Origin of the sequence: Allobosea sp. CCNWLY174, from assembly GCF_037120455.1 — a bacterium.
In the GTDB taxonomy this organism is placed as follows: domain Bacteria; phylum Pseudomonadota; class Alphaproteobacteria; order Rhizobiales; family Beijerinckiaceae; genus Allobosea; species Allobosea lupini.
In genome coordinates this window covers 172149-194517 of the sequence record NZ_JBBBBQ010000007.1, presented here as the reverse complement: position 1 = coordinate 194517, position 22369 = coordinate 172149, and the positions used below count along the sequence as shown (strand labels likewise).

Below are 22369 nucleotides of genomic sequence, written 5' to 3'. Positions count from 1 at the left end.
CAGTTCTCATTTGCCGAGCACCAGGTTGGGCAGCCAGGTCGTCAGCGGCGGCCAGAGCGTGATCGCGGCGAGCACCGCCAAGAGCGGCAGCAGCCAAGGCACGATCGCCCGCGACATCGCCTCGAAGGAGATCTTGGCGATCTTCGACGTGACGAAGAGCACCACGCCGACCGGCGGCGTGATCGTGCCGATCATCAGGTTGAGCACGAAGATCAGGCCGAACTGGATCGGATCGATGCCGAACTGCGCCGCAGCCGGCGTCAGGATCGGGATCAGGATCAGCATCGCCGCCAGCGCTTCCATGAAGCAGCCGACGAAGAGCAGCAGCAGGTTGACGATCAGCAGGAAGACCAGCGGATTGCCGGCGAGGTCGACCAGCATCGGCCCGACCGTCTGCGGGATGCGCGAGATCGACAGGCACCAGCCGAGCGCCGCCGCCGTCATCACCAGCGCCAGCACGACGCCGGTGGTCTCGACCGTCTGAACCACCAGCTCCGGCAGGTCGTTCAACGAGAAGCTGCGGTAGACGAACAGGCCGAGCACGATCGCATAGGCGGTCGCGACCGCGGCCGCCTCGGTGGGCGTGAAGATGCCCGCCATCATCCCGCCGAACAGGATGACGGGCGTCATCAGCGCCCAATGCGCCTCCTTGTAGGCGACCCAGAGCTGCGCCGCGCCGGGAAAGGGATGGCGCGGCAGGTCGCGCTTCCTCGCGACATAGACCACCATCGCCATCAGCGCGCCGGCCATGAGCAGGCCAGGGATCACGCCGGCGAGGAAGAGCCCGCCGATCGAGACGTCTGCCGAAACGCCATAGATCACCATCGGCAGGGAGGGCGGGATGATCGGCCCGATCGTGGCGGAAGCGGCGGTGATCGCCGCTGCCGTCTCCGGATCATAGCCCTCGTCCTGCATCGCCTTGATCTCGAGCGTGCCGACGCCGCCGGCATCGGCCACCGCCGAGCCCGACATGCCGGCGAAGATCACGCTGGCGAGGATGTTGGCGTGGCAGAGCCCGCCGCGCAGCCAGCCGACGCAGGCCGTGGCGAAGGCGAAGATCCGGTCGGTGATCCCCGCCGAATTCATGATGTTGCCCATCAGGATGAAGAGCGGGGCCGCCAATAGCGGGAAGGAATTGGCGGACTGCGCGATCTTCTGCGGCACGATGCCGAGCGGGAAGCCACCGAAGAAGGCGAAGGCCGCCGCCGCCAGCCCCATCGAGACGAAGAGCGGCACGCCCATCAGCAGGGCGATGAACCATACCGGGAGGATCTGCAGCATCAGGGTGCTCATAGCGGCTGCGTCCCGGGTTCAGCGGTGTCGACCTTGCGGCCGGCAAGGACGTCGCCGATCTCGGCCAGCGCCTGCAGGATGAGGGCGAGGCCGGCGAGCGGCATCACCACGTATAGCGCCGCGCTCGACACCGGCAGCGCAATCGAGTCGACATCCCAGGTCCGCTCGATCAGCCCGAAGGAATAGCGGATCAGGATGGCGGCGAAGAGGATGATCGATCCTTGCGTCACGAGTTCCAGCAGCCGCCCGGCCGGCTTCGGCAGCAGGTCGGCGAAGACAGTGATGCGGATATGCGAGCGCCGCCTCGCCGCGATGATCCAGCCGGTGAAGCCGGTCCAGACGAGAAGGTATTGCGCAAGCTCATCGGTCCAGGCCAATGGGGCATTGAGCTGGCGCGAGGCGACGCCGAGCAGGACCGCGATGAGCAGCGCCAGCAAGAGCCCGACGGCTGCGGCGCGGACGAGGCGGTCGGTGAAGGCGACGAGGGATTTCATGAGCGTCCACCATGGGGGCGCGGCGTCCCCTCTCCCGGATGGGAGAGGGGTAGGGGTGAGGGACCGCCGCTGATTGCTGGGGTACGAAGGTGCCGCGGCGCCTTCTGCGGTGAGGGCAGGCCCTCATCCCTGCCCTTCTCCCACACGGGAGAAGGGTTCCCTGCGCCTATCACGCCTGTCGAAGCGCCCGTCACAGCGCCGCGAGCGCGTCCCAGGTGCCCTTGCCCCATTTGCTCTCGAACTGCTTGGGCAGGCTCGCCAGCACCGGCTTGCTGAAGCTTTCGAGATCGGGCTCGGTGACGCTCATACCTGCCGCCTTCAGCGTCGCGACGAGGCTGCCCTCCTGGCTCGCCAGCTCGGCATCCTGCCAGGCGACGCCGTTGGCGATCGCCGCTTCCAGGATCGTCCGGTCGGCGTCCTTCAGCCCCTTCCAGAAGTCCTGATTGATGACGATCAGCCGCGGCGTGATGATATGGCCGGTCAGGATCAGGTGTTTCTGCACCTCCTGCAATTTGGCGCTGTGAATGGTCGGCAGCGGATTCTCCTGCCCGTCGACCGCGCCCTGGCTCAGCGCCAGATAGAGCTCGTTGAAGTTGACCGGCGTCGCCTTGGCGCCCCAGGCCTCGACCATCGCGCGGAAGGTGTCGACCGGCGGGACGCGCAGCTTGAGGCCGGCGACATCCGCCGCGCTCTTCACCGCCTTGGAGCCGGTGGTCAGGTGGCGCTTACCGTAATAGGTCACCGCCGCCATGCGCAGGCCGCGTTTCTTGATCAGCTCCTCGTTCATCTGGGTGAAGACCGGCGCCTTGGCGACCTTGGCCATATGCGCCGGGTCGCGCCACAGATAGGGCGCCTCGACCACCGAGAGCTGCGGCAGGAACGAGCCGAGCGCCGCGGCGCCGTCCGTCGTCATGGTCAGCGCGCCAGAGGCGACCGACTCCATCATGTCCTTGCCGGAGCCGAGCTGGCCGGCGGGGAAGGACTGGATGTCGACGCGGCCGGAGGTCTTCTCCTTCACCTCCTTGGCGATCCGGTCGACCATCTGCACCTGCGGATGCGTGGTCGGCAGCATCTCGCCCCAGCGCAGCATGGTGGCCTGCGCGCGCAGCACGGTCGGCATCGCGATCATGGCGCCGGCTGCAGCCGAGCCGGCGAGAAAGGCACGTTTCGTCAGCTTGGTCATCGTTGCTCTCCTCCCTGAGCGGCCGGTTTTCCGGCTCGCCGTTCCAGCGCCTGGTTTCGATCGGCGCCTGATCGCTGGTCAGTAGCTCATCGCCCGCGTCCGGGCGTTGTTGATATGGGTGCTCATCTCGGCCGCAGCCGCCTCGGGATCGCGCGATTCGATCGCGGCGATGATCTTGAGATGGTCCTGCATCACCGGGATCAGGATATGGTTCTGGATCCGCGTCTCGTATTGCCGGATCAGCCTGATCTTCAGCCAGGTGACGCGGAAGGCCTGGCTGACGATATCGTTGTCGAGATGATCGATGATCGCCTCGTGCATCAGCCGGTCGACATCCTCGGCATCCTCGATCAGCGTCTCGTCGCCGCCGGCCTCGGCGCGGCCGATGATCGCCTCGTGGCGCCGGCGCTGCTCGGCAATCTCTTCGTCGGTCGCGGTCCGGGTATAGGCGGCCGTCGCCTCCTTCTCGAGGAAGAGGCGGAACTGGAAGGCGTTGCGGATCAGGTTGAGGTCGACATGGGCGACCTGCATGCCGCGCTGCGGCACGGTCTTGATCAGCCCTTCCGCCTCCAGCCGCGGGATCAGCTCGCGGATCGCCCCGAGCGGGAAGCCCGTCATGGCGACGAGCTCGCGCTGGGTGACGAACTGGCCCGGCCGGATCTCGCGCGCGAGCAGCCGCTCGGTGAAGCTGGCATAAGCCCGCTCCCTGAGCTTCAGCGGCTCGCCGTCGCGGTCCGGCTCGGACTGGCTCATCGCGTCCTCCTCAGGCCGCCTTGGCGCGGGTGATGCGGTCGAAGGCGGCGAACAGCGCCTTGCGCTGGCCTTCGTCGAGCGCAACCAGCGGCGCCCGCATCGGGCCATAGCCGGCGTCGCCGTGGAGATGGCCGACCAGCGCCTTGACCGCCGGCAGCACCGGATAGGAGCAGATTTCGTCGACGAGCGCGTTCACCGTGGCGTCCTCGGCGCCCTCGTAGACGACCGGGCGCAGCAGATGCGGCACCAGATTGGCGACGCCGCAGATCGAGCCCTGCGCGCCATTGCGCACGGCCCGGCCGAGCAGGCGCTCGTCGCCGACCAGGATGGCGAGTTCGCCATGCGCCTTCAGGAAGGCTTCCGTCGTCGCATAGTCGCCGGAGGAATCCTTGATGCCGGTGACGATGCCCGGGAAGGCCTTCTTGAGCCGCTCGACCAGGCCGATCGAGATCTCGACCGCCGTCACCGAGGGGATGTGATAGAGGATGGTGTCGCGGGCGGAGCTCCCCAGCTTCTCGAAGAACTGCGAGAACCAGGCATAGAGCCCCTCATCGCCGACGCCCTTGAAGTAGAAGGGCGGGGCGACCAGCAGGCCCTTGGCGCCGACATTGAGCGCGGTCTGCGCCTGGTCGACCGCCTCGTGCAGCGAGGCGGCGGCGACGCCGGCATAGATCTGCCTGGCCGGGTCGATGCCGGCGCCGACCAGAGCGCCGAGCATGGCGGTGCGGGCCGGGCTGCCGAGCGCCGCGCCTTCGCCGGTCGTGCCGAACAGTGTGACGCTGTCGCAGCCATTGGCGAGGACATGCCTGGCGTGGTGGACGAGCCGCGGCAGGTCGATGGCGCCGCCTTCCCGCATCGGCGTGGTGATGGCGCAGGAGAGGCCGAAGCGGTTGGGGTTCAGAGCCATTGCAAAGTGTCTTTCCGTGAGATGAGCGATCGAGGCGTTGAAGGGGTCGGGCGCGCAGCAAGATCGGCGCCAGCGATGTCAGCCATCCTTGAGCCCTCCGGCGGAAAGGCCGGCGACGATCTCGCGCTGGGCGAGGACTGTCAGCAGCAGGACGGGCAAGGTCACGAGCAGAGCGGCGGCCGCGAGCGGGCCCCAGGAGATCTGCTCGAAGGTCAGCGAGTTGTAGACGGCGGACGGGAGCGTGCGGCTGGCCTTGCCGCCGAGCACCACCGAGAAGATGAAGTTGTTCCAGGAGAAGATGAAGGCGAGGATGCCGCCGACGACAATGCCGGGCCGCGCCAGCGGCAGCGCGACATGGCGGAAGGCCTGCCAGGTGGTGGCGCCGTCGATGCGGGCGGCGTCCTCCAGCTCCATCGGCACGTTCTCGAAGTACCCGATCATGATCCAGACGATGATCGGGATGGTGATGACGAGATGGGTGATCACCAGCGCCGTCACCGTGCCGACGAGGCCGGTGATCTGGAAGAGCAGGAAGAGCGGGATCAGGTAGGACAGCGCCGGCGTCATCCGCGCGACCAGGATCAGGATCGCGAACTTGTGGGCCTTGCCGCGGGCGATGCCGTAGCCTGCCGGCACGCCGACGGCGAGGCCGACCAGCACCGCCCCGCCCGTCACCAGGATCGAGTTCCAGAGATAGAGCGCGAAATTGTTCTTCTCGAACACGTCGAGATAGTTGGCGAAGGTCGGCGGGTTCGGGATGAACACCGGCGGGAAGGCGGTGTTGTCGAGCTCGTTCTTCAGCGAGAGCGAGATCATCCAGAGGAAGACCAGTACCGCCGGCGAGACCAGCACGAAGACCGAAGCGTAGAAGCCGAATTTGGAGAGGAACCGCCTCATCACGCGTTCCACTTCGACTTCTGGCGCGCATAGAGCAGCAGCAGCGACAGCATGATGATGATCACGAAGAAGATCACCACGACCGCGGAGGCGTAGCCGATCTTGTAGAACTGGAAGGCCTGCAGATAGAGGAAGATGTTGAGCGTCTCGGACGCCGTCCCGGGGCCGCCCTGGGTGATCACGAAGATCGTGTCGAAGGCCTTCAGCGCGTCGATGGTGCGGATCACGATCGCGACCATGATGAACGGCCAGACCAGCGGCAGCGTGATGTGCCGGAACATGTGCCAGGCATTGGCGCCGTCGATCAGCGCGGATTCGTAAGGCTCGCGCGGCAGGCCCGCGAGGCCGCCGAGCACGATCAGCATGACCAGCGGCGTCCAGTGCCAGACCTCGACCAGGATCAGCGTCGGGATCACCGTGTTCGGCGAATAGACCCAGGCCTGCGGACCGATTCCGACGAGCGAGAGCAGGTAGTTCAGCACGCCAAGCTGGGGGTGGAACATCATCGTCCAGACCAGCGCGACCGCGACCGGCGTCGCCATCATCGGCATGACGAAGATGGTGCGCAGCAGCCCACGGAACGGGAATTCGCGATGGAAGACCAGCGCCGCGGCGGTGCCGAACAGGATCGGCAGCACGACTGCGAGCACCGTGTAGTAGAAAGTGTGCCCCATCGACTCGATGAAGCGCGCATCGCGGAAGAGCTCGGCGAAGTTCTGCAGGCCGACAAATTCCGGCCCGCCGCCGATCTTCCAGTCCTGCGTCGACATATAGAGCGTGAACAGCCAGGGGAAGACGATCACGCCGGCGACGATCAACACCGCCGGCAGAGAGAACAGCCAGTAGCGCGGGGTGAAATCCCGCGAGTCGGCCGCAGGAGCTTGCGCCGGGCTCGTCAGGCTACTGGCTGGCAAGGTTGTGCTGGTCATTATCTGCTCTGGAAACTCACGCCGTCATGCTCGCCCTTGTGGCGAGCATCCACGTCTTGAACTCAGGCCAGCCCGCAGGAAGACGTGGATGGTCGGGACAGGCCCGACCATGACGCGTCTCATGGCTGGCCGGCCAGCCTCAGCCCTGCTCGCTCTTGGCCAGCACCGGTGCGAAGGCTTCCGTCGCTTTCTTCAGCTCGGCCGCGACATCGGCGCCGCCGATCGCATTGGTCAGCGCCACCCCGAAGACGTCGCGGAACTCGGTGACCGGGACGATCTGCGGCAGCGCGGCCCGGGCGATCTTGGCGGAGTTCAGCAGGCAGTCGAAATACTGCTTGCCGAATTTCGAGGCCTCGATCGTCGCCGTGTCGAGATAGGCCGAGGAGCGGGCCGGAGCGCCGGCGCCGGCCTTCAGCATGGCGAGCTGCTGCGCCTTGTTGGTGATGAACTGGATATAGAGCCAGGCCGCCTCCTTCTTGGCGGAGCCGCGCGAGATGCCGATGCCGTCGCCGAACATGCCGGCATGATGCGCCTTCGGCCCGGGCGGCGTGACGCCATAGCCGACCTTGCCGACGATGCGCGACTTGCTGGGATCCTCAAGCGGTGTCGCAAAGCCGATGCCGTCGAGCCACATCGCGGCGCGGCCCTGCATGAAGGTCGTCTGGCATTCGTTCCAGTTGAAGCCGACGGAGCCGACCGGGCCGGTGTCCTTGTTGAGCTTCTTGTAGAGCTCGGCGGCCCAGATCGCCTCGGGCGTATCGGTCAGGAGCTTGCCCTCGGCCGAGGTGGTCTCGATGCCCTGGCCGAGCACCAAGCAGGCCCAGACCGGGACATTGGCATTCTTCAGGCCGCGAGAGACGAAGCCTGCGACGCCCTTGGCCGGGTCGTGCAGCTTGGCGGCGGCAACCGCCATCTCGTCCATGCTCTTGGGATAGGCGACGCCCTTCGCGTCGAACAGTTCCTTGTTGTAGTAGAGCATCCAGTAGTCGACGAAATAGGGCAGCGTATCGAGCGCCCCATCGGCCTGGCGGGCATAGGCCACGGCGCCGGCGCCGAAATCCTCGAAATTGAAATCGGGCGAGGTCAGCGAGGCGTCCTTGATCATCGGCGAGAGGTCGGCGAACCATTTGCCCTTGGCGGCCATGCGCTTTTGCACATGCAGCGAGATCGCGCTGACGTCGAAGCTCGGCTTGCCGGAGGCGAACTCGATCACCGCCTTCTGGCGCTGCTGCTGCTCCGGCACCTGCTCGGAGGAGACCTTGATGCCGGTGAGCTCGGTGAACTCCTTCTCGGCGGCCTGGAACAGGTCCGAGCGCGGGTTCTTGACGAGCAGGACGTCGATAGACTGGCCGGAGAAGCGCTTCCAGTTGAAGGCGGCCTGGGCGTGCGCCTCGCGCAGGACCAGCGGCGAGGCGATGGCGCCGGTGGCGCCGAGCGCGGCAGCACCGCGCAGCAGGCCACGCCGTGTGGGCTTCAAGATCTCGGTCATGGATGTCCTCCCCTGGACTGAATGCGCGGCCGTTTCAGGCCGTCTTGATCCGGTTCCGGCAGGTGAGCTCAGCATGGCCACGCCTACCGGAATGGTGTGCACGCTAGTCCGGAACGAATGCGGTTGCAAGCTAACATGTTGACGTGCACATAGTCATGCACCACGACCGTAAACCCGAGCTTCGATGACGACTTCCACGCTTCCCGTTCGACCGCTCGGCCGCTCCGGCCTGAAGGTCACGACGCTCGGTTTCGGCGGTGCACCGCTCGGCGATCTCTATGCCCATCTCGACGAAGCCGGCGCGATCGCGACGGTCGAGACGGCGCTCGCCTCCGGCATCAATCTGATCGACACCTCGCCGCTCTATGGCCATGGCCTTTCCGAGCACCGGATCGGCGCGGCGCTCCGGCGCTCCGGCCGCAAGGACGTGGTGATCTCGACCAAGGTCGGCCGCGTCGCCGAGCCCTTCGCCGGGCGCGGCAACGGTTCCGGCTATCTCGGCGGCCTGCCGCACGGCCTGCGCTTCGACTATTCCCATGACGGCACCATGCGCTCGCTGGAACAGTCGGCGCTGCGCCTCGGTGTCGACCGCATCGATGTCGTGCTGATCCACGACGTCGACGTCTGGACCCATGGCAAGGACGCAATCGACGCCCGCTTTGCCCAGGCGATGGACGGCGCCTATCGCGCCCTCGACACACTGCGCGCTGCCGGTGCGGTCAAGGCGATCGGCGTCGGCGTCAACGAAGCCGAGATGTGCGAGAGCTTCGCCCGCGCCGGCGATTTCGACACTATGCTGCTCGCCGGGCGCTATTCTCTTCTGGAACAGCCGGGGCTCGCCTCCTTCATGCCGCTGGCGCGGGAGAAGGGCATCGGCCTGATGCTCGGCGGCGTCTTCAACTCCGGCATTCTCGCCACTGGCCCGATCGCCGGTGCCAAGTACAACTACCAGCCGGCACCGCCCGCGGTCCTCGCCCGCGTCGCGGCGATCGAGGCGGTCTGCGCCCGCCATGGCGTGCCGCTGCGCCGCGCCGCGCTGCAATTCCCGCTCGGCCACCCGGCGGTGGCGAGCCTGGTCATGGGCGCCGTCAAGCCGGAAGAGGTCGCCGATCAGGTCGCCGAGCTCGCGGCGCCTGTTCCGGGCGCGCTCTGGACAGAGTTGAAGGCAGAAGGTCTGCTCGGCGCCGATGTCCCGGTTCCGGTCTAACCTCATGCGCATCGACGCCCATCAGCATTTCTGGAGCCTCGCCCGCGGCGATTATAGCTGGCTGACGCCGGCGCTGGGCGTCATCCATCGTGACTTCGGCCCCGCCGACCTCGCACCGCTCCTTGCCGTCCACGACATCGAACGCTCCATCCTGGTGCAGGCGGCGCCGACCGAGGCCGAGACCGCCCATCTGCTCGACATCGCCGAGAAGACGCCCTTCGTCGCCGGCGTCGTCGGCTGGACCGATTTCGATGCGCCTGATGCAGCGGAGCGTATCGCCACCTTGGCGGCCGACCCGCTGCTCGTCGGCCTGCGGCCCATGGTGCAGGATATCCCTGACGACGGCTGGCTGGCGCGTCCTGAGCTGACATCGGCCTTCGAGGCGATGATCGCGAACGGGCTCGTCTTCGACGCGCTGCTGAAGCCTCGCCATATCGCGGCGATGCTCACCGTATTGGAGCGGCATCCCGATCTCGCTTGCGTCATAGACCATGGCGCCAAGCCAGATCTCGTCAGCGGCGACCTCACGGCTTGGCGCGACAGCATCGGCGCCCTCGCGAGGCACCCCGGCCTGACCTGCAAGCTCTCCGGGCTGGTCACCGAGGCCGGCCCTGACTGGACGCTGGAAACGCTCCGGCCGGTCGTCGAGCACCTGCTAGCGACCTTCGGTCCGGAGCGCTTGATCTTCGGCAGCGACTGGCCGGTGGTGACGCTGCGTGCCTCCTATGCGCAATGGGTCGAGGCGGCGGAAACGCTGCTCGCCGGCCTCACGGAAGCGCGGCGCATTGCCGTCTTCGGCGGCAATGCCGCAAAGCTCTATCTCTCGCAGCGCGGACGCAACTGATGCTGATCGTCATTGCAAGGAGCGTCAGCGACGAAGCAATCCAGGGGCGGCAGGGCGCCGCGCCAAGTCTTCCTGGATTGCTTCGCTGCGCTCGCAACGACGGTGAAGCGTACCGAGGGTGACAGTCACATGCTGAAGAATATCGACCCGGTCCTCTCCGCCGACCTGCTCTGGGTGCTCGCGGCGATGGGCCATGGCGATGACCTCGCCCTGGTCGACGCCAACCACCCAGCCGAAAAGATCGCCCGGGCCACCACCAGCGGTCGGCTGGTGCGCCTGCCCGGTCTTTCCATGGCGCGGGCAGCGCGCGCCATCCTCTCGGTGCTGCCGATCGACGATTTCGAGCCACAGCCGGCACGGCGCATGCTGGTGGTCGGCGATGCCGCAGCGGTCCCCGAAGTGCAGCGCCAGGTCCAGGCCGAGCTCGACCGGGTGCTCGGCCGCCCCGAGCCGCTCGCCGGCATCGAGCGCTTCGCCTTCTACGAAGCGGCCAAGCAGGCCTTCGCGGTGGTGCAGGTCGGCGATCCCCGCCCCTATGGCTGCTTCCTGTTCCGCAAAGGCGTGATCGCCGGCGAGCCCGGCTGAGCGGCTCAGGCCTGGCCGATCAGGCCGAGGATGCCGCCGGCGATTGCGATATTGGCGACGAAGCCGTTGATGCGGTTGGCCCGGTCCAGGCCCTGATGATCCCAGAAATTGTTGAACATCGGCGTCGCCACCACCAGGAAGGCGAGCAGCATCAGCGCGGCCAGCGAGACCTTGATGCCACAGACGATCATCAGCCCGGCGATGATCTGCAAGACGATGCCGAGCCACAGGGTGACGGCCGGCAACGGCACGCGGCGCGCGCCGATCAGGCTCGCCAGCAGGCTCCTGTTGACGATATTGCGCAGGCCGGCGAAGGCGAAGGCTCCGCCCAGAAGCAGCCGCCCGGCGACGGCGGCGCTCTCTGCGCCAGCCAGAATGATGTCCGTTGCCATGTCCGTCCTCGTCCGGTGAAGCGCGCTTCACAGGACGGCATGGCCGCTGCAGCGCTCTCCAGCAGGACGAACCGGCTCGGCGAGATGTGACATGCCAGCCGAATTTTTTGTTCGGCGAATGCGAGTTATCGTTTCGGCCGGCAACGGGAGCTAGGGCTTCGCGCCGGCCGCTCCCGGCAGCGAGATGACCTTGCCGTCTGGCATGATGATGTCGCCAGGCTTCTGGCCCGGTCCGCAATCGCCCACACGCTTGGCCTCGACCACGAGCTTGCGCTCGACCGGCCCGACCTGTCCAGGCATGCCGGTGAGCGTGGTGGTGCCTTCGGTGCGCACGGTCGCCTGGAAGTCACCGGTGACGGTACTGCTACCGACCGCCTTGATCTGGCCGATCGCGCACTCGGTCGCAACCGCGTAGCCGGTCGCGGTCTTCGTAACCTCCATCTTCGAGCAGGCGGCGCCTGCCATGCCGCCAACCATGGCGCGGTCAGTGCCAGCACCGACACATTGCTTGGCGCTGGTCTCGCCCTCGGCACTCGTCGACTTGCTTTCCCAGAGACCCGGCTTGCGCTGCGGAAGCTCGTCGGCGAACGCCGGAACGGCCCCGAGAATGCTGGCTGCGACGGTGATGGCAATTGCCCTCATGCTGAGACTCCTCGGCTGCCCGTAAGGATCGATTCGGCGGCAAGACAGAGCGGCAGCGAGAGGCGATTTTAGGGCGGCGGGCCTAGCGCATCGAGCAGCCGGCAAGCTGCCGTCGACAATGGTGCCCCTGGCCGGGATCGAACCAGCACTCCTTGCGGAACTCGATTTTGAGTCGAGCGCGTCTACCAATTCCGCCACAGGGGCCCTTTTCAGGCGGGGCGGACTATAGCGATAGCCGAAGGCCGGTCAATCTCGCGTGAACGGCTTTTCCAACGACGTCGCGGCCATGGACGGAAGGCCCGGCGCCCGCTAGATCGCCGTGCGTCCTTTCGGACGCGAAATGGCGATGTATCACTTTGTCATGCATCGGATTGCCTCCGAAAAGCGGTTTCCGTTTTTCGGTCCGATGCTCTAAGGGCCGGCGATGTTCGAACGCCTCTATCTCTGGACGCTCTCGCTTGCCGCCCGCCGCAGCGCGCAGGTCTGGCTCGCCGTCGTCGCCTTCATCGAGAGCTCCTTCTTCCTGATCCCGGCCGACGTGCTGTTCGTGCCGATGGCGCTGGCCAAGCCGCAGCGGGCCTATCGCCTCGCCTTGATCGCGACGGTGTTCTCGACGCTCGGCGGCATCGCCGGCTATGCGCTCGGCTATTACGCCTTCGACGCGCTGGCGCGGCCGGTGCTCGCCTTCTACGGCAAGCTCGGCGCCTTCGAGCAACTGCGCGCCTGTGCCACCCCGGACATGACTCTGCTGCTGCTCACCACCTCGGGCCTGGCACATCTGCCGCCGATCAAGGTGGTAACGATCCTGGCCGGCGCCGTCCATATCGGGCTCGGCTTCTTCGTGCTGTCCTGCGTCATCGCCCGCGGCGCCCGCTTCTTCGCCCTCGCCTTCCTGCTGCGCCGCTATGGCGAGACGATCCGCCACTTCATCGAGAAGCGGCTGAAGCTGATCGCGCTCGGCGGTGCCGCCCTCCTGATCCTGCTCTATTTCGGCCTCAAGCTGCTGACAGGCTCGGGCCAGCTCCTCTCCTGCTGAGTGTCGCCATGACCGGCCCTGCCTCGCGCCTCCTCGCCGATCCCCGCCGCCTGATCGCACTGATCGGCCTGGTGAGCCTCGCTTTGATCGGGGGTGCCTGGTTCTTCGAGCTCGTCCTGCACCTGCGCCCTTGCAAGCTCTGCCTCGAACAGCGGGCGCCGCATTACGCCGTGATCGGCCTCACGACGCTCGCACTGATCTTCGCCCGCTCGCGCCGGCTGCAGATCGCGGTGCTGATCGTCCTCGCCCTGCTGATGGCCTGGAGCACCGGGCTCGGTGTCTATCACGCCGGCGTGGAGTGGGGGATTTTCGCCGGTCCGAACGATTGTGGCGGCACACCCGCCCCGGCGGCCGCCGGCGTCCAGGACCTGATGAAGCAGCTGCAGACGACCCGGATCGTCTCCTGCACGGAGGCCGCCTGGCGTTTCCTTGGCCTCTCCCTCGCCGGCTGGAATGCGCTCGCCTCCCTCGGGCTGCTGGCCGTCGCCCTGCTGGGACTGAGGAATGCTGTGCAACGCCCGGATCGATCGCCGGCCTGAGTCGGCCCAACGATCTCGTCAAGGCCCCGGCGACCGGACGCCGTCATCCCCAGCAAACTGCAGGGCAGCCGTTTTCCCGCCTAAAGGTCGCGTCCTGCCTCGATTTTTTCGGTCGCCGGAAGAGCGTCGGCGGATCGCCGTGCGACGATCTCGTACGATCAGCGGTTGGAATAGCCGCGCGAATCATCTGTATTGCCGACAGGATTCAGATGCTCGGACCGCATTGTTGATGCGCAGCGGACGGTAGGCTCGCGTTAACCTGTATTAATCGATGGTCACCATATGACGATGCCGACCAGACATGGACCGGCGCGCCGATGAACGTCGCAGGACAGGGTCCAGCCATACGTTCCGCGCGGCGCCATCCGCCACGGAAGCGCGCGGCGATATCTGTCGCGACCGTTGGCCTGTGCCTGGCCATAGCTGGATGCGGCGAGCAGAGACTTGCCGATTCGGAACTGGTGACGGCGACGCGCTCGCTCTCCGTCGACCCGGGCCGGGCGATGATCGTGCTGCCGCCGGGCAGCCAGCCGGTGATCGGTATCACCCAGCGCACCTATGAGAATGCGATCGCGCAGACGATCTCGCTGGCGACGCGCGGCCAAACGCCCGGCGAGAACAGGATCGAGGTCGCCTTCTTCACAGCGGCCGATCTGCCGGATAGTGCCGGCGTCGAGGGCAACCTGCTCAAGCTGCCGGGGATCGACGACTTTTCCGTCGCGCAGGACATGGAGGAGCGCCTGCCGGGCGTCGCCATGGCGCCCTCCGCCGTCTTCGTCCAGAACAAGTACGGGCCGTTCGGCTACGCCTTCGGCCGTGGCACCGGCGGCGAGGCCTGCCTCTACGCCTGGCAGCGCATCGCCGATGGCGACAGCATCTTCCGGCCGAAATCGGGCGCGGTCTCGGTCCGCATGCGCATCTGCGACCCCAAGGCGCGCGAAGCCGCGCTGCTGCGTCTCGCCTATGACTATTCGCTCAACGCCTCCTTGCGACGCAGCGGCTGGGGCCCGGCAGGGGATGCGCCGGCGCCCGCACCCGGCCTCGGCCAGGCGGGCGCGCCGATTTACCCGCTGCCGCAGGCCTCGACCGACGACACGCCGGCCCCTCGGCGGGTTGCCCGTACGCGACCGGCAAGGCAGCCCCGGATCGAAGCCGAGCGTCTCCCGGAAACGCAGCCTGTCCCGGACAGGCCGCTGGCAGGATACCCGACCGTTCCACCGCCGCCCACGACACCCTGAGAGCCGAGCGCGCCGAGAGCCGATGCGAACCGCGATCTACGTCTTCTTCTGGGCGATCGCCACGGCAGTGGTCGTGGCGCTGATTACGCTGCCGATCAGCCTGCAGGCGCATCTGATCGCCGGGACGATCGTGGTGGGGGCGATGATCCTGCTCAAATTCCTGCGCCCCTACGGCGTCTGGCGGTTGATCGCGCTCGGCCTCGGCACGGCGATGGTCTTGCGCTACATCTACTGGCGCACGACGAGCACGTTGCCGCCGGTGAACCAGCTCGAGGATTTCATCCCCGGGCTGATCCTCTATCTCGCCGAGCTCTACAACATCGGCATGCTGTTTCTCAGCCTGTTCGTCGTGGCGATGCCGCTGCCGCGACGCACGAGCGCGCCGCCCATCCCAGCCGACGCTCCGAGCGTCGATGTCTTCGTGCCGTCCTACAACGAGGAGCCCGAACTCCTGGCGACGACGCTCTCGGCCGCGCTCGCCATGGATTATCCGGCGGATCGTCTCACCGTCTATCTGCTCGACGATGGCGGCACCGACGAGAAATGCAATGCCGACAATTTCGTCGCGGCCAGCGCCGCGCGGGAACGCCGGGCGCAATTGCAGAAGCTCTGCGCCGGGCTCGGCTGCACCTATCTGACGCGCGAGCGCAACATTAGCGCCAAGGCCGGCAACCTCAACAACGGCCTCGCCAATTCCAGCGGCGACCTCGTCGTCGTCTTCGACGCCGACCATGCGCCGGCGCGCAATTTCCTGACCGAGACGATCGGCTATTTCGGCGAGGATCCGAAGCTGTTCCTCGTCCAGACCCCGCACTTCTTCATCAATCCCGATCCGCTCGAGCGCAATCTCAAGACCTTCAAGGCGATGCCGTCCGAGAACGAGATGTTCTACGGCATCATCCAGCGCGGTCTCGACAAGTGGAACGCCTCGTTCTTCTGCGGCTCGGCCGCGGTGCTGCGCCGCACGGCCCTGCAGACGACCAGCGGCTTCTCAGGCCGCAGCATCACCGAGGATGCCGAGACCGCGATCACCCTGCACGCCACCGGCTGGAACAGCATCTATGTCGACAAGCCGCTGATCGCCGGGCTCCAGCCGGCGACCTTCGCGAGCTTCATCGGCCAGCGCTCGCGCTGGGCGCAGGGCATGATGCAGATCCTGATCTACCACCGCCCGATGCTGAAAAGCGGCCTCTCGCTGCCGCAGCGCCTGTGCTACTCGTCCTCGGCCCTGTTCTGGCTGTTCCCCTTCGTGCGCCTGACCTTCCTGGTGGCGCCGCTGTTCTACCTGTTCTTCGGGCTGGAGATCTTCACCGCCTCGGGCGCCGAGTTCATCGCCTACGTGTTCAGCTACATGGCGGTGAACCTGATGATGCAGAACTATCTCTATGGCCGCTATCGCTGGCCCTGGATCTCCGAGCTCTACGAATTCATCCAGTCGGTCTACCTGTTGCCGGCAGTGATCTCGGTCATCCTCAATCCCGGCAAGCCGACTTTCAAGGTCACCGCCAAGAGCGAGGAGCTCGGAACGCGTCGTGTCTCCGAGCTCGGCCTGCCCTTCTTCATCATCTTTGCCGTGCTGGCGCTCGGCGTCGTCGCCACCTATTGGCGCATCATCACCCAGCCCTACAATGCCGACACCACCCTCGTGGTCGGGCTCTGGAACATCCTCAACCTGCTGATGGCGGGCTGCGCCCTCGGCGTGGTCTCGGAGCGGCCGGAAGGCCGCGGCGCCCGGCGTTTCCCGGTCAAGCGCCGCGGGCAAATCAGCATCGATGGCAAGACAGCGCCCGTTGTCACCGAGAACGTCTCCGTCGACGGCGTCGCCATCCGGGTGCTTTCCAAGGAGTTCGACAGGCTGCCAGTGAACAGCATCGGCGAGATCGCGTTCGAAACGTCGATCGCGATGCCGGCGGGCACCCTGCCCGTACGCGTCGTGCGCCTCGCTCCCGACGCAAAAGGCCTGGTGCTCGGCTGCCGCTACGAGCCGAGCGAGCCGCTGCACAGCCGCATCATCGCGGACCTCGCCTTCTCGGATGCCGGGATCTGGAGCAGCTTCCAGAAGGCGCGGCGCCAGAACATGGGCGTGATCTACGGCACCTTGCGCTTCCTGCGCCTCGCCGTGTTCCAGACCAGCCGCGGCCTGTCCTATTTCTTCGGCCTCGCCCGCTTTGCCCGTTCCAATCCGACGCGGGGAGCGGCGGAATGAGGACGCGCCTCCTGCCCATATTGGCCGCGGCGGCAGCTCTTCCGATCCTGAACACGGGCTCAGCGCCCTGGGCGCAGGAGGCCCAACCGACGCCGCCGAACGAGCCGGCGCCGTTCATGATCGCCCCACCTGCCCAGCAACCTGCGGCCGCCCGCCCGGCGGAACCCAAACCGCAGGCAGAGCCGGCACCGGCAGCAGCAACGCCCGCCATTCCCGCCAGCTTCGCCTTCAAGCCGCTGCTGCCGGCCGCCCGCGTCATGCTCGAAGGCGAAGGCGATGCACGCAGCTGGGCCTTCTACCTGACCCAGGACGAGGCCGGCGCCGACCTCAATCTCGACATCGCCTTCCAGAATGCGCTGGTCGTGATGCCGGAGGCCTCGCGCCTGACAGTGCGCATCAATGGCGAGCGCATCATGGAAGCGCCGATCGCCTCCTCCGATCGCCTGAAGCGAACCTCCACCGCGATCCGCAAAGGGCTTCTCCGGCCCGGCCAGAACACGATCCGCTTCGAAGCGGTGCAGCGCCATCGCACCGATTGCACGATCGCCTCAACCTATGAGTTGTGGACGCGCATCGACGGCGCCGGCACGCGGCTCAGCTTCAGGAATCCGGCGCAGCAATCGCGGCTACGCAGCATCGACGACCTGCCAGCCGTCGGCGCCGACGAGACCGGACAGACAACGATCCAGATCGTCGCGCCGAGCGCAGCGAGCGCCGTTGCCGCGAACAGCATTCTTGCCGTGGCTCAAGGCGTTGCGCTACGCGGCCGCTACAGTCAGGCAGCCATTCGAATCTCCGAGAAACTGCCCGACAGGGTCCGCCCGGGCATGCTGACCGTGCTGCTCGGGACGGGCAAGGAACTGCGCGACCTCATCGGCACTTTGCCGGCGGAGGCTGGCGTCGGCAGCTTCGTCGGCTTCACCACGCACCCGAAGCTCGGACCTGCCGCCCTGCTCGTCACCGGCGAGAGCTGGCAGGATCTCGAGGCCACCATCGCCAGGCTCCTGACCGGGCCGGTCTCCCGGCCGACCAACATCAACCGCAAGACGATGGCCACGGCGAGCTGGCATGTCCCCGACGCGCCGTTCGTCTCCGACAGTCAGGTGCTGCGCTTCTCGGAACTCGGCGTTCCGACGCAGGAATCCTCGGGACGGCGCATGCGCGTGCGCGCCATCCTCGCGATGCCGGGCGATTTCTACGCCAACGCCTATGGCGAGGCCACGCTCTATCTCGACGGCGCCTATTCCGAGGTTCTGCCGGGCGACAGCCATATCGAGATCTTCGTCAACGGCAACGTCGCGGCGACCGTCCCGCTCAATACGACGAGCGGGGGCCTCTTCCAGCAAACCCCGATCACGATACCGCTCAGGCATTTCCGGCCCGGCATCAATGAGATCTGGCTCGAGGCGGTGACGCCAGCCAGGTCCGACCTCGCCTGCGGGCCGGGCGCGACATTGCCCGGCAAGAACCGCTTCGCGCTGTTCGACACCACGGCCCTGGCGATCCCGAACTTCGCCAAGATCGGCGTCAGCCCGAATCTGGCGGCCGTAGCGGGAACCGGTTTCCCCTATTCGATCACCTCCCAGATCGCCCTGCTCGTCGGCCGCCTGGACGTTCCCAATCTGGGCGCCGCCGCGACGCTGCTCGCAAGGCTCGCCCAGCGCGCCGACCGGCCGTTCCCGGTCGATGTCATCGGCAGCGCCGCCGCCATCGGCAACCGCCCCGCCCTGATCGTCGGCGCCGCCGGCCAATTGCCCGCCGGATTGCTGCCGCGCGTCGGCATCGCCGACAACGTCCGCAACACCTGGCCGCAGCGCGCCGATGCCGTCGTCCTCGTGCCGGAAACCGAAGGCACGGCCGTGTTCGACGCGGTGATCAACCGGTTCCAGGGGCGGCAGACGACGCCCGAAGATTCCGGCGGCGTCGCACCGAGCACCGAGGCGACCCGCGATCGCTGGCGTGGCTCGTTCGGCGGTCCCCTCGCACGCTATTTCATCAGCTTCGACCGATGGCTGCAGCGGACCTTCGATCTGTCCTTCGCGCAACTGCGCTCACCCACACGCGCACCAACGCTCTATGAGCCGGCGGAAGGGGCCGAGTTGATCGCCGCCCAAGCGACAGACCCCGATACGCGCCAGGTCTGGACCGCCTTCGTCGTGCGCCAGGAAGAGGCACTGGAGAAGACCGTCGACAGGCTCGTCACCCCCGGCAACTGGGCCGGGATGGCCGGCAAGCTCACGGCCTTCCGCAGCGGGCAGGACAACCACATCCTCTCGGCGGACAGCACGACGTTCGTCATGACCCGGGCGTTCAGCCTGGCCAATATGCGCCTCGTCTTCGCCAACTGGATGTCGAGCAATATCGGCATCTATGCGTTGACCCTGCTGGGAGCCTGCATCGGACTCGGCATCGGAACCTTTCTGATGCTCGGCCGGCTGGGGAGGCGTTCATGAAACGGCTTCGCGCAACCCTGACCGCCATGCTGCTCAGCCTGACCTCCGGCGCTCAGGCTGCCCTCCCCGCCGGCGCCTGGGAGCTCTACCGGCAGAAATTCGTCACCGCCGAGGGCCGCGTCGTCGATGACGCCAATGGCGGCATCAGCCACAGCGAAAGCCAGGGCTATGGGCTGCTGCTGGCCTGCCTCGCCGGCGATCGCGGCAGCTTCGCCAGCATCCTTTCCTTCACCCGGACTGAATTCCTGATCCGTGACGACGGCCTGGCGGCCTGGCGCTGGGACCCGAAGGCCACGCCGCGCATCAGCGACATCAACAACGCCAGCGACGGCGACCTCCTGATCGCAGATGCCCTCGCCTGCGCCGGGACGCGCTGGTCAATGCCAGCCTACACCACCGCGGCCCGCCAGATCGCCCGGTCATTGGCCAAGGTTGCACTCCTGAAGCGTGGCGGCGAAACCTGGCTGATGCCTGCGGCGAAGGGCTTCTCGGAGCAGGAGCGACCGGACGGGCCGGTGATAAACCCGTCGTACTGGGTGTTCGAGAGCTTCCCCATCCTCGCCCGCCTCACCGGCGATCAGAGCTGGCTGCAGGTACAGGCCAGCGGACTGAAGCTGCTGGACGAGCTCGCCAGGCGGAAGATCCCGGCGGCCGACTGGCTCTCGCTCAAGGGCGAGCCGAAGCCCGCCGGCGGCTTCCCGCCGCAGTTCGGCTATAACGCGCTGCGCATCCCGCTCTATCTCCTGCGGGCCGGCCTTGCCGACAAGCAGCGCCTCGAACCTTTCCGCCAGGCCTGGGCCAATGGCACGGCGGTGATCGACGTGCCGAGCGGCAAGGTGGCCGAGCCGCTGCCCGATGCCGGCTATCGCATCCTGAACGCCGCGATGGCCTGTGCGCTAGACCGCACGCCGATCCCGGCCGAGCTCAAGACCTTCCAGCCGACGCTCTACTATCCGTCGACCCTGCATCTGCTTGCTCTCTCGATGCTCAGCGAGAGGTATCCGCAATGCATGTGAAATCCGTGCTGATCGCCGTCGCAGCCTCGAGCGCCGCCTTCTACGGGCTGGGCCGCTATGGCCATGACCTCAGCTGGCCGGCGGCATCTGTGCCGGCCGTGCGCCAGGCGCAGGCCGAGACGCAGATCGAGCCGACGCCGCCGTCGCAACCGGCCCCTGCGGGTCAGTTGGAGACCGAACTGGCTCAAGCTCCTGCAGCGCCGGGGCGGCCGGCACCGCCACCCGGGCCAGCGCAGAAGGTCGATGAGACGGCATTGCGCTATTTCGCCAGCCAGGGCGACACTCGCCGTTACGAGGCGGAACTTGCCAGGCTGCGCGCGCTCTATCCGGAATGGAAGCCGCCGACCGATCTGAATTCGCCACTGCCGGCCGGCGATCCCGAGCTGGAGCGAGTCTGGAAGCTGTTCGCCGAGGGCAAGTTCGGCGAGGCGCGCGCGGCAATCGCCCAGCGCAGCAGCACCGATGCGACCTGGCAGGCTCCGGCCGATCTCCTCGCCCAGCTCGACCGGGCCGAGGCCGGTCTGCGCCTGGTCAATGCCTCCAACGCCAGGCAATGGGAGCAGGTGATCAGGATCGGCACCGAGATTCCGGCGCTGCTCACCTGCACCAATGTCGACGCGCTCTGGCGCGTGGCCGAGGCCTTCGTCCAGACCGGCGCGCCCGAGCGCGCGCGCGACGCCTATGCCTATGTGCTGACCAACTGCACCACCCCGGCCGAGCGGGTCGGCACCATGCAGAAGGCGCTCGCCAGCCTGCCCGAGGCGTTGGTCGGTCCCTTGCTGGCGCAGGAGAAGCAGAGCGAGTTCTCGAGCATTCGCGACGAGATCGCGCGGCGCCGTATCGGCAAGGCCGCGGAAGAGCCGGCTCTGACCGCGACGCCCGAGGAGCTCCGCCGCATCGAGACGCTCGCCAATGCGGCGACGACGCCGGACGATGCGATCCTGCTCGGCTTCTACAGTTTCCACCACAACGACGCGGCCAAGGCCGTGACCTGGTTCCAGACTGCGCTGGCGCGCAATGGGGGCGCCAAGGCGGCGGAAGGCGCCGTGCTCGCCCTCGGCGCCCAGCAGAAGTACCAGGAGGCGGAGACGCTCGGTGCGCAATGGCTCGACGCCGGCGCGGCCAACCGAAAGGCCTATCTCGATGTCGCGACCGCGCTGATCGCGCAGGAGCCGGCGCCGCGGCTCGAGCGCGCCGTCGTCGAGCGTATCGCCAAGACGGTCGGCGTCGATCGCTATGCGCCAGGCGGCGCCGGGCTCGGCTGGTACGCCTATAATTCCGGCCAGATCGCCCCGGCCGAAACCTGGTTCGAGACCGCCCTCTCCTGGGATCGCAATTACGAACCGGCCGCCTATGGGCTCGCTTTGGTTCATCAGCGCCTGCGCGACCTGGCCGGAGTGCGTGCCATCATCGCCGAATGGCGCAATCGCTCGCCGCGCATCGCCGATCTGCTGAACCCGGCGCGCAGGCGCTCCCCAGCGCAGGAGCGGGAAGTCCGACCGCTCCCGGAAACAACCCCGACCGCGCGGACAGCCCAGATACCCGAGCCAGCAGAGCGGGCGCCACGCCGCGTCGTTCGGGCCGAGCCCGCGCCGGCGATGCGTCACGAAGACGACATTGCCGCTGCGACGGCGACGCGGCGCCCGGCAGCCGAGCGCCCGCGCAGCGGCTCCTGCGGCGCGGGCGCCAGCGGGGCGGCGGCGCTGCAGCGCGGCTGGTGCCTGCTCAACCTGAAGCGGCCGGCCGCCGCGGCCGAAGCCTTCGACGCCGCCCAGCGCAGCGGCAATGCCCAGATCGCCGCGGATGCCGCCGCGGGCAAGGCCTATGCGAAGCTGCAGCAGGGACTGACGGCGGAGGCGGGCGCCGCGGCCGCCAGCTCCAACCTGCCCCCGGCACGTCGCAAGGAGCTGCAGAGCCTGCTGCTCTCCGAACGCTTCTATGCCCAGTACGATGCCAAGGACTTCAACGGTGCGCTGATCACGCTCGGCGAACGGGCGCGCTATGCCTCCGAGAGCACCGACCTGATGCTGATGCGCGGCTGGTCCTATTTCAATCTCGGCCGCTTCGACGATGCCGCACAGGTCTTCCAGGCGCTCTACCGCGCCAATGGCTCGCCACAGGCGATGTCCGGCCTGACCGCGATCCGCGACATCACCCAGCGCAATCGCTACTGAACTCCAGCCCGCTTCGTGGCCTGGCGATGGTGCAGCGAGCGCACGCCTCGCCATAACCCTGCAGAATACCTCATCCCCGATTTCGACTTGGA

General features: G+C 67.2%; 20 protein-coding genes and 1 tRNA gene. 10 read left to right on the top strand and 11 right to left on the bottom strand.

Features of this window, described 5'->3' with window-relative positions; all coding sequences use genetic code 11:
- Positions 1-6 precede the first annotated feature (6 nt).
- The 8 genes from V7S63_RS20290 to V7S63_RS20255 form a co-directional block, all read right to left on the bottom strand.
- Positions 7-1281, bottom strand: a complete 1275-nt coding sequence (locus V7S63_RS20290; RefSeq protein WP_336531530.1) for a TRAP transporter large permease — start codon at positions 1279-1281, stop codon at positions 7-9.
- A gap of 8 nt (positions 1282-1289) precedes the next feature.
- On the bottom strand, positions 1290-1787 hold the full coding sequence (locus tag V7S63_RS20285; protein ID WP_336531529.1) for a TRAP transporter small permease: 498 nt from the start codon (positions 1785-1787) through the stop codon (positions 1290-1292).
- Positions 1788-1977: 190 nt separating this feature from the next.
- Positions 1978-2970: a sialic acid TRAP transporter substrate-binding protein SiaP gene (locus tag V7S63_RS20280; RefSeq protein ID WP_336531528.1), complete on the bottom strand. Its 993-nt coding sequence runs from the start codon at positions 2968-2970 to the stop codon at positions 1978-1980.
- A 78-nt stretch (positions 2971-3048) separates the two neighbouring features.
- Complete coding sequence (locus V7S63_RS20275) at positions 3049-3723, bottom strand: GntR family transcriptional regulator (RefSeq protein WP_091832988.1); 675 nt, start codon at positions 3721-3723, stop codon at positions 3049-3051.
- A 10-nt stretch (positions 3724-3733) separates the two neighbouring features.
- Positions 3734-4630 carry a dihydrodipicolinate synthase family protein gene (locus tag V7S63_RS20270; protein WP_100962921.1) on the bottom strand — a complete coding sequence of 299 codons (897 nt, stop codon included), beginning with the start codon at positions 4628-4630 and terminating at the stop codon, positions 3734-3736.
- 78 nt (positions 4631-4708) lie between these two features.
- Positions 4709-5527 carry a carbohydrate ABC transporter permease gene (locus V7S63_RS20265; protein ID WP_336531527.1) on the bottom strand — a complete coding sequence of 273 codons (819 nt, stop codon included), beginning with the start codon at positions 5525-5527 and terminating at the stop codon, positions 4709-4711.
- The gene (locus V7S63_RS20260) at positions 5527-6456 is read right to left on the bottom strand and encodes a carbohydrate ABC transporter permease (protein WP_091832977.1); all 930 of its coding nucleotides are present in this window, start codon (positions 6454-6456) and stop codon (positions 5527-5529) included. The genes V7S63_RS20265 and V7S63_RS20260 overlap by 1 nt, the downstream gene beginning before the upstream one ends.
- 139 nt (positions 6457-6595) lie before the next feature.
- Complete coding sequence (locus tag V7S63_RS20255; protein WP_336531526.1) at positions 6596-7945, bottom strand: ABC transporter substrate-binding protein; 1350 nt, start codon at positions 7943-7945, stop codon at positions 6596-6598.
- Between the two features lie 184 nt (positions 7946-8129).
- On the opposite strand from V7S63_RS20255, the gene V7S63_RS20250 reads away from it, so the two are divergent.
- The 3 genes from V7S63_RS20250 (at position 8130) to V7S63_RS20240 (ending at position 10581) form a co-directional block, all read left to right on the top strand.
- Positions 8130-9152 (top strand): aldo/keto reductase, encoded by a 1023-nt coding sequence (locus V7S63_RS20250; protein WP_336531525.1) that lies wholly within the window; start codon positions 8130-8132, stop codon positions 9150-9152.
- A 4-nt stretch (positions 9153-9156) separates the two neighbouring features.
- A complete protein-coding gene (locus tag V7S63_RS20245) occupies positions 9157-9996 on the top strand; it encodes an amidohydrolase family protein (RefSeq protein WP_336531524.1) in 840 nt (279 codons plus the stop codon).
- Between the two features lie 129 nt (positions 9997-10125).
- Positions 10126-10581: an RbsD/FucU family protein gene (locus V7S63_RS20240; RefSeq protein ID WP_336531523.1), complete on the top strand. Its 456-nt coding sequence runs from the start codon at positions 10126-10128 to the stop codon at positions 10579-10581.
- A gap of 5 nt (positions 10582-10586) precedes the next feature.
- Here the strand turns inward: V7S63_RS20240 and V7S63_RS20235 are convergent, their stop codons facing one another.
- The 3 genes from V7S63_RS20235 to V7S63_RS20225 all read right to left on the bottom strand — a co-directional run bounded on the left by V7S63_RS20235 (position 10587) and on the right by V7S63_RS20225 (position 11819).
- On the bottom strand, positions 10587-10973 hold the full coding sequence (locus V7S63_RS20235) for a DoxX family protein (RefSeq protein ID WP_336531522.1): 387 nt from the start codon (positions 10971-10973) through the stop codon (positions 10587-10589).
- A gap of 150 nt (positions 10974-11123) precedes the next feature.
- Positions 11124-11615 (bottom strand): DUF3617 domain-containing protein, encoded by a 492-nt coding sequence (locus V7S63_RS20230; protein ID WP_336531521.1) that lies wholly within the window; start codon positions 11613-11615, stop codon positions 11124-11126.
- Between the two features lie 119 nt (positions 11616-11734).
- Positions 11735-11819, bottom strand: a tRNA-Leu gene (locus tag V7S63_RS20225).
- Positions 11820-12039: 220 nt separating this feature from the next.
- Between V7S63_RS20225 and V7S63_RS20220 the strand changes: the two genes are divergently transcribed.
- From V7S63_RS20220 to V7S63_RS20190, 7 genes are all read left to right on the top strand, one after another.
- Positions 12040-12651, top strand: coding sequence for a YqaA family protein (locus V7S63_RS20220; RefSeq protein WP_326872592.1), 612 nt, complete (start codon positions 12040-12042; stop codon positions 12649-12651).
- Positions 12652-12659: 8 nt separating this feature from the next.
- The gene (locus tag V7S63_RS20215) at positions 12660-13190 is read left to right on the top strand and encodes a disulfide bond formation protein B (protein WP_336531520.1); all 531 of its coding nucleotides are present in this window, start codon (positions 12660-12662) and stop codon (positions 13188-13190) included.
- A gap of 461 nt (positions 13191-13651) precedes the next feature.
- The gene (gene bcsN, locus V7S63_RS20210; RefSeq protein ID WP_336531519.1) at positions 13652-14428 is read left to right on the top strand and encodes a cellulose biosynthesis protein BcsN; all 777 of its coding nucleotides are present in this window, start codon (positions 13652-13654) and stop codon (positions 14426-14428) included.
- A 22-nt stretch (positions 14429-14450) separates the two neighbouring features.
- Complete coding sequence (bcsA, locus tag V7S63_RS20205; RefSeq protein ID WP_336531518.1) at positions 14451-16634, top strand: UDP-forming cellulose synthase catalytic subunit; 2184 nt, start codon at positions 14451-14453, stop codon at positions 16632-16634.
- Entirely contained in the window at positions 16631-19087 is a 2457-nt protein-coding gene (locus tag V7S63_RS20200) for a cellulose biosynthesis cyclic di-GMP-binding regulatory protein BcsB (RefSeq protein WP_336531517.1), read from the top strand. The genes bcsA and V7S63_RS20200 overlap by 4 nt, the downstream gene beginning before the upstream one ends.
- Positions 19084-20103: a family 8 glycosyl hydrolase gene (locus tag V7S63_RS20195; protein WP_336531516.1), complete on the top strand. Its 1020-nt coding sequence runs from the start codon at positions 19084-19086 to the stop codon at positions 20101-20103. Before V7S63_RS20200 ends, V7S63_RS20195 begins: the two co-directional genes overlap by 4 nt.
- A complete protein-coding gene (locus V7S63_RS20190) occupies positions 20094-22277 on the top strand; it encodes a tetratricopeptide repeat protein (protein WP_336531515.1) in 2184 nt (727 codons plus the stop codon). The genes V7S63_RS20195 and V7S63_RS20190 overlap by 10 nt, the downstream gene beginning before the upstream one ends.
- Positions 22278-22369: the final 92 nt, after the last annotated feature.

What these genes read in the sequence shown, in the direction of transcription:
- V7S63_RS20195 (WP_336531516.1), top strand. Translation starts at nt 19,084, where the DNA reads ATGAAACGGCTTCGCGCAACCCTGACCGCCATGCTGCTCAGCCTGACC.
- V7S63_RS20215 (WP_336531520.1), top strand. Translation starts at nt 12,660, where the DNA reads ATGACCGGCCCTGCCTCGCGCCTCCTCGCCGATCCCCGCCGCCTGATC.
- V7S63_RS20290 (WP_336531530.1), bottom strand. Translation starts at nt 1,281, where the DNA reads ATGCTGCAGATCCTCCCGGTATGGTTCATCGCCCTGCTGATGGGCGTG.
- V7S63_RS20255 (WP_336531526.1), bottom strand. Translation starts at nt 7,945, where the DNA reads ATGACCGAGATCTTGAAGCCCACACGGCGTGGCCTGCTGCGCGGTGCT.
- bcsA (WP_336531518.1), top strand. Translation starts at nt 14,451, where the DNA reads ATGCGAACCGCGATCTACGTCTTCTTCTGGGCGATCGCCACGGCAGTG.
- V7S63_RS20250 (WP_336531525.1), top strand. Translation starts at nt 8,130, where the DNA reads ATGACGACTTCCACGCTTCCCGTTCGACCGCTCGGCCGCTCCGGCCTG.
- V7S63_RS20220 (WP_326872592.1), top strand. Translation starts at nt 12,040, where the DNA reads ATGTTCGAACGCCTCTATCTCTGGACGCTCTCGCTTGCCGCCCGCCGC.
- V7S63_RS20285 (WP_336531529.1), bottom strand. Translation starts at nt 1,787, where the DNA reads ATGAAATCCCTCGTCGCCTTCACCGACCGCCTCGTCCGCGCCGCAGCC.
- V7S63_RS20260 (WP_091832977.1), bottom strand. Translation starts at nt 6,456, where the DNA reads ATGACCAGCACAACCTTGCCAGCCAGTAGCCTGACGAGCCCGGCGCAA.
- V7S63_RS20280 (WP_336531528.1), bottom strand. Translation starts at nt 2,970, where the DNA reads ATGACCAAGCTGACGAAACGTGCCTTTCTCGCCGGCTCGGCTGCAGCC.
- V7S63_RS20240 (WP_336531523.1), top strand. Translation starts at nt 10,126, where the DNA reads ATGCTGAAGAATATCGACCCGGTCCTCTCCGCCGACCTGCTCTGGGTG.
- V7S63_RS20245 (WP_336531524.1), top strand. Translation starts at nt 9,157, where the DNA reads ATGCGCATCGACGCCCATCAGCATTTCTGGAGCCTCGCCCGCGGCGAT.
- V7S63_RS20270 (WP_100962921.1), bottom strand. Translation starts at nt 4,630, where the DNA reads ATGGCTCTGAACCCCAACCGCTTCGGCCTCTCCTGCGCCATCACCACG.
- V7S63_RS20235 (WP_336531522.1), bottom strand. Translation starts at nt 10,973, where the DNA reads ATGGCAACGGACATCATTCTGGCTGGCGCAGAGAGCGCCGCCGTCGCC.
- V7S63_RS20275 (WP_091832988.1), bottom strand. Translation starts at nt 3,723, where the DNA reads ATGAGCCAGTCCGAGCCGGACCGCGACGGCGAGCCGCTGAAGCTCAGG.
- V7S63_RS20230 (WP_336531521.1), bottom strand. Translation starts at nt 11,615, where the DNA reads ATGAGGGCAATTGCCATCACCGTCGCAGCCAGCATTCTCGGGGCCGTT.
- V7S63_RS20190 (WP_336531515.1), top strand. Translation starts at nt 20,094, where the DNA reads ATGCATGTGAAATCCGTGCTGATCGCCGTCGCAGCCTCGAGCGCCGCC.
- V7S63_RS20200 (WP_336531517.1), top strand. Translation starts at nt 16,631, where the DNA reads ATGAGGACGCGCCTCCTGCCCATATTGGCCGCGGCGGCAGCTCTTCCG.
- V7S63_RS20265 (WP_336531527.1), bottom strand. Translation starts at nt 5,527, where the DNA reads ATGAGGCGGTTCCTCTCCAAATTCGGCTTCTACGCTTCGGTCTTCGTG.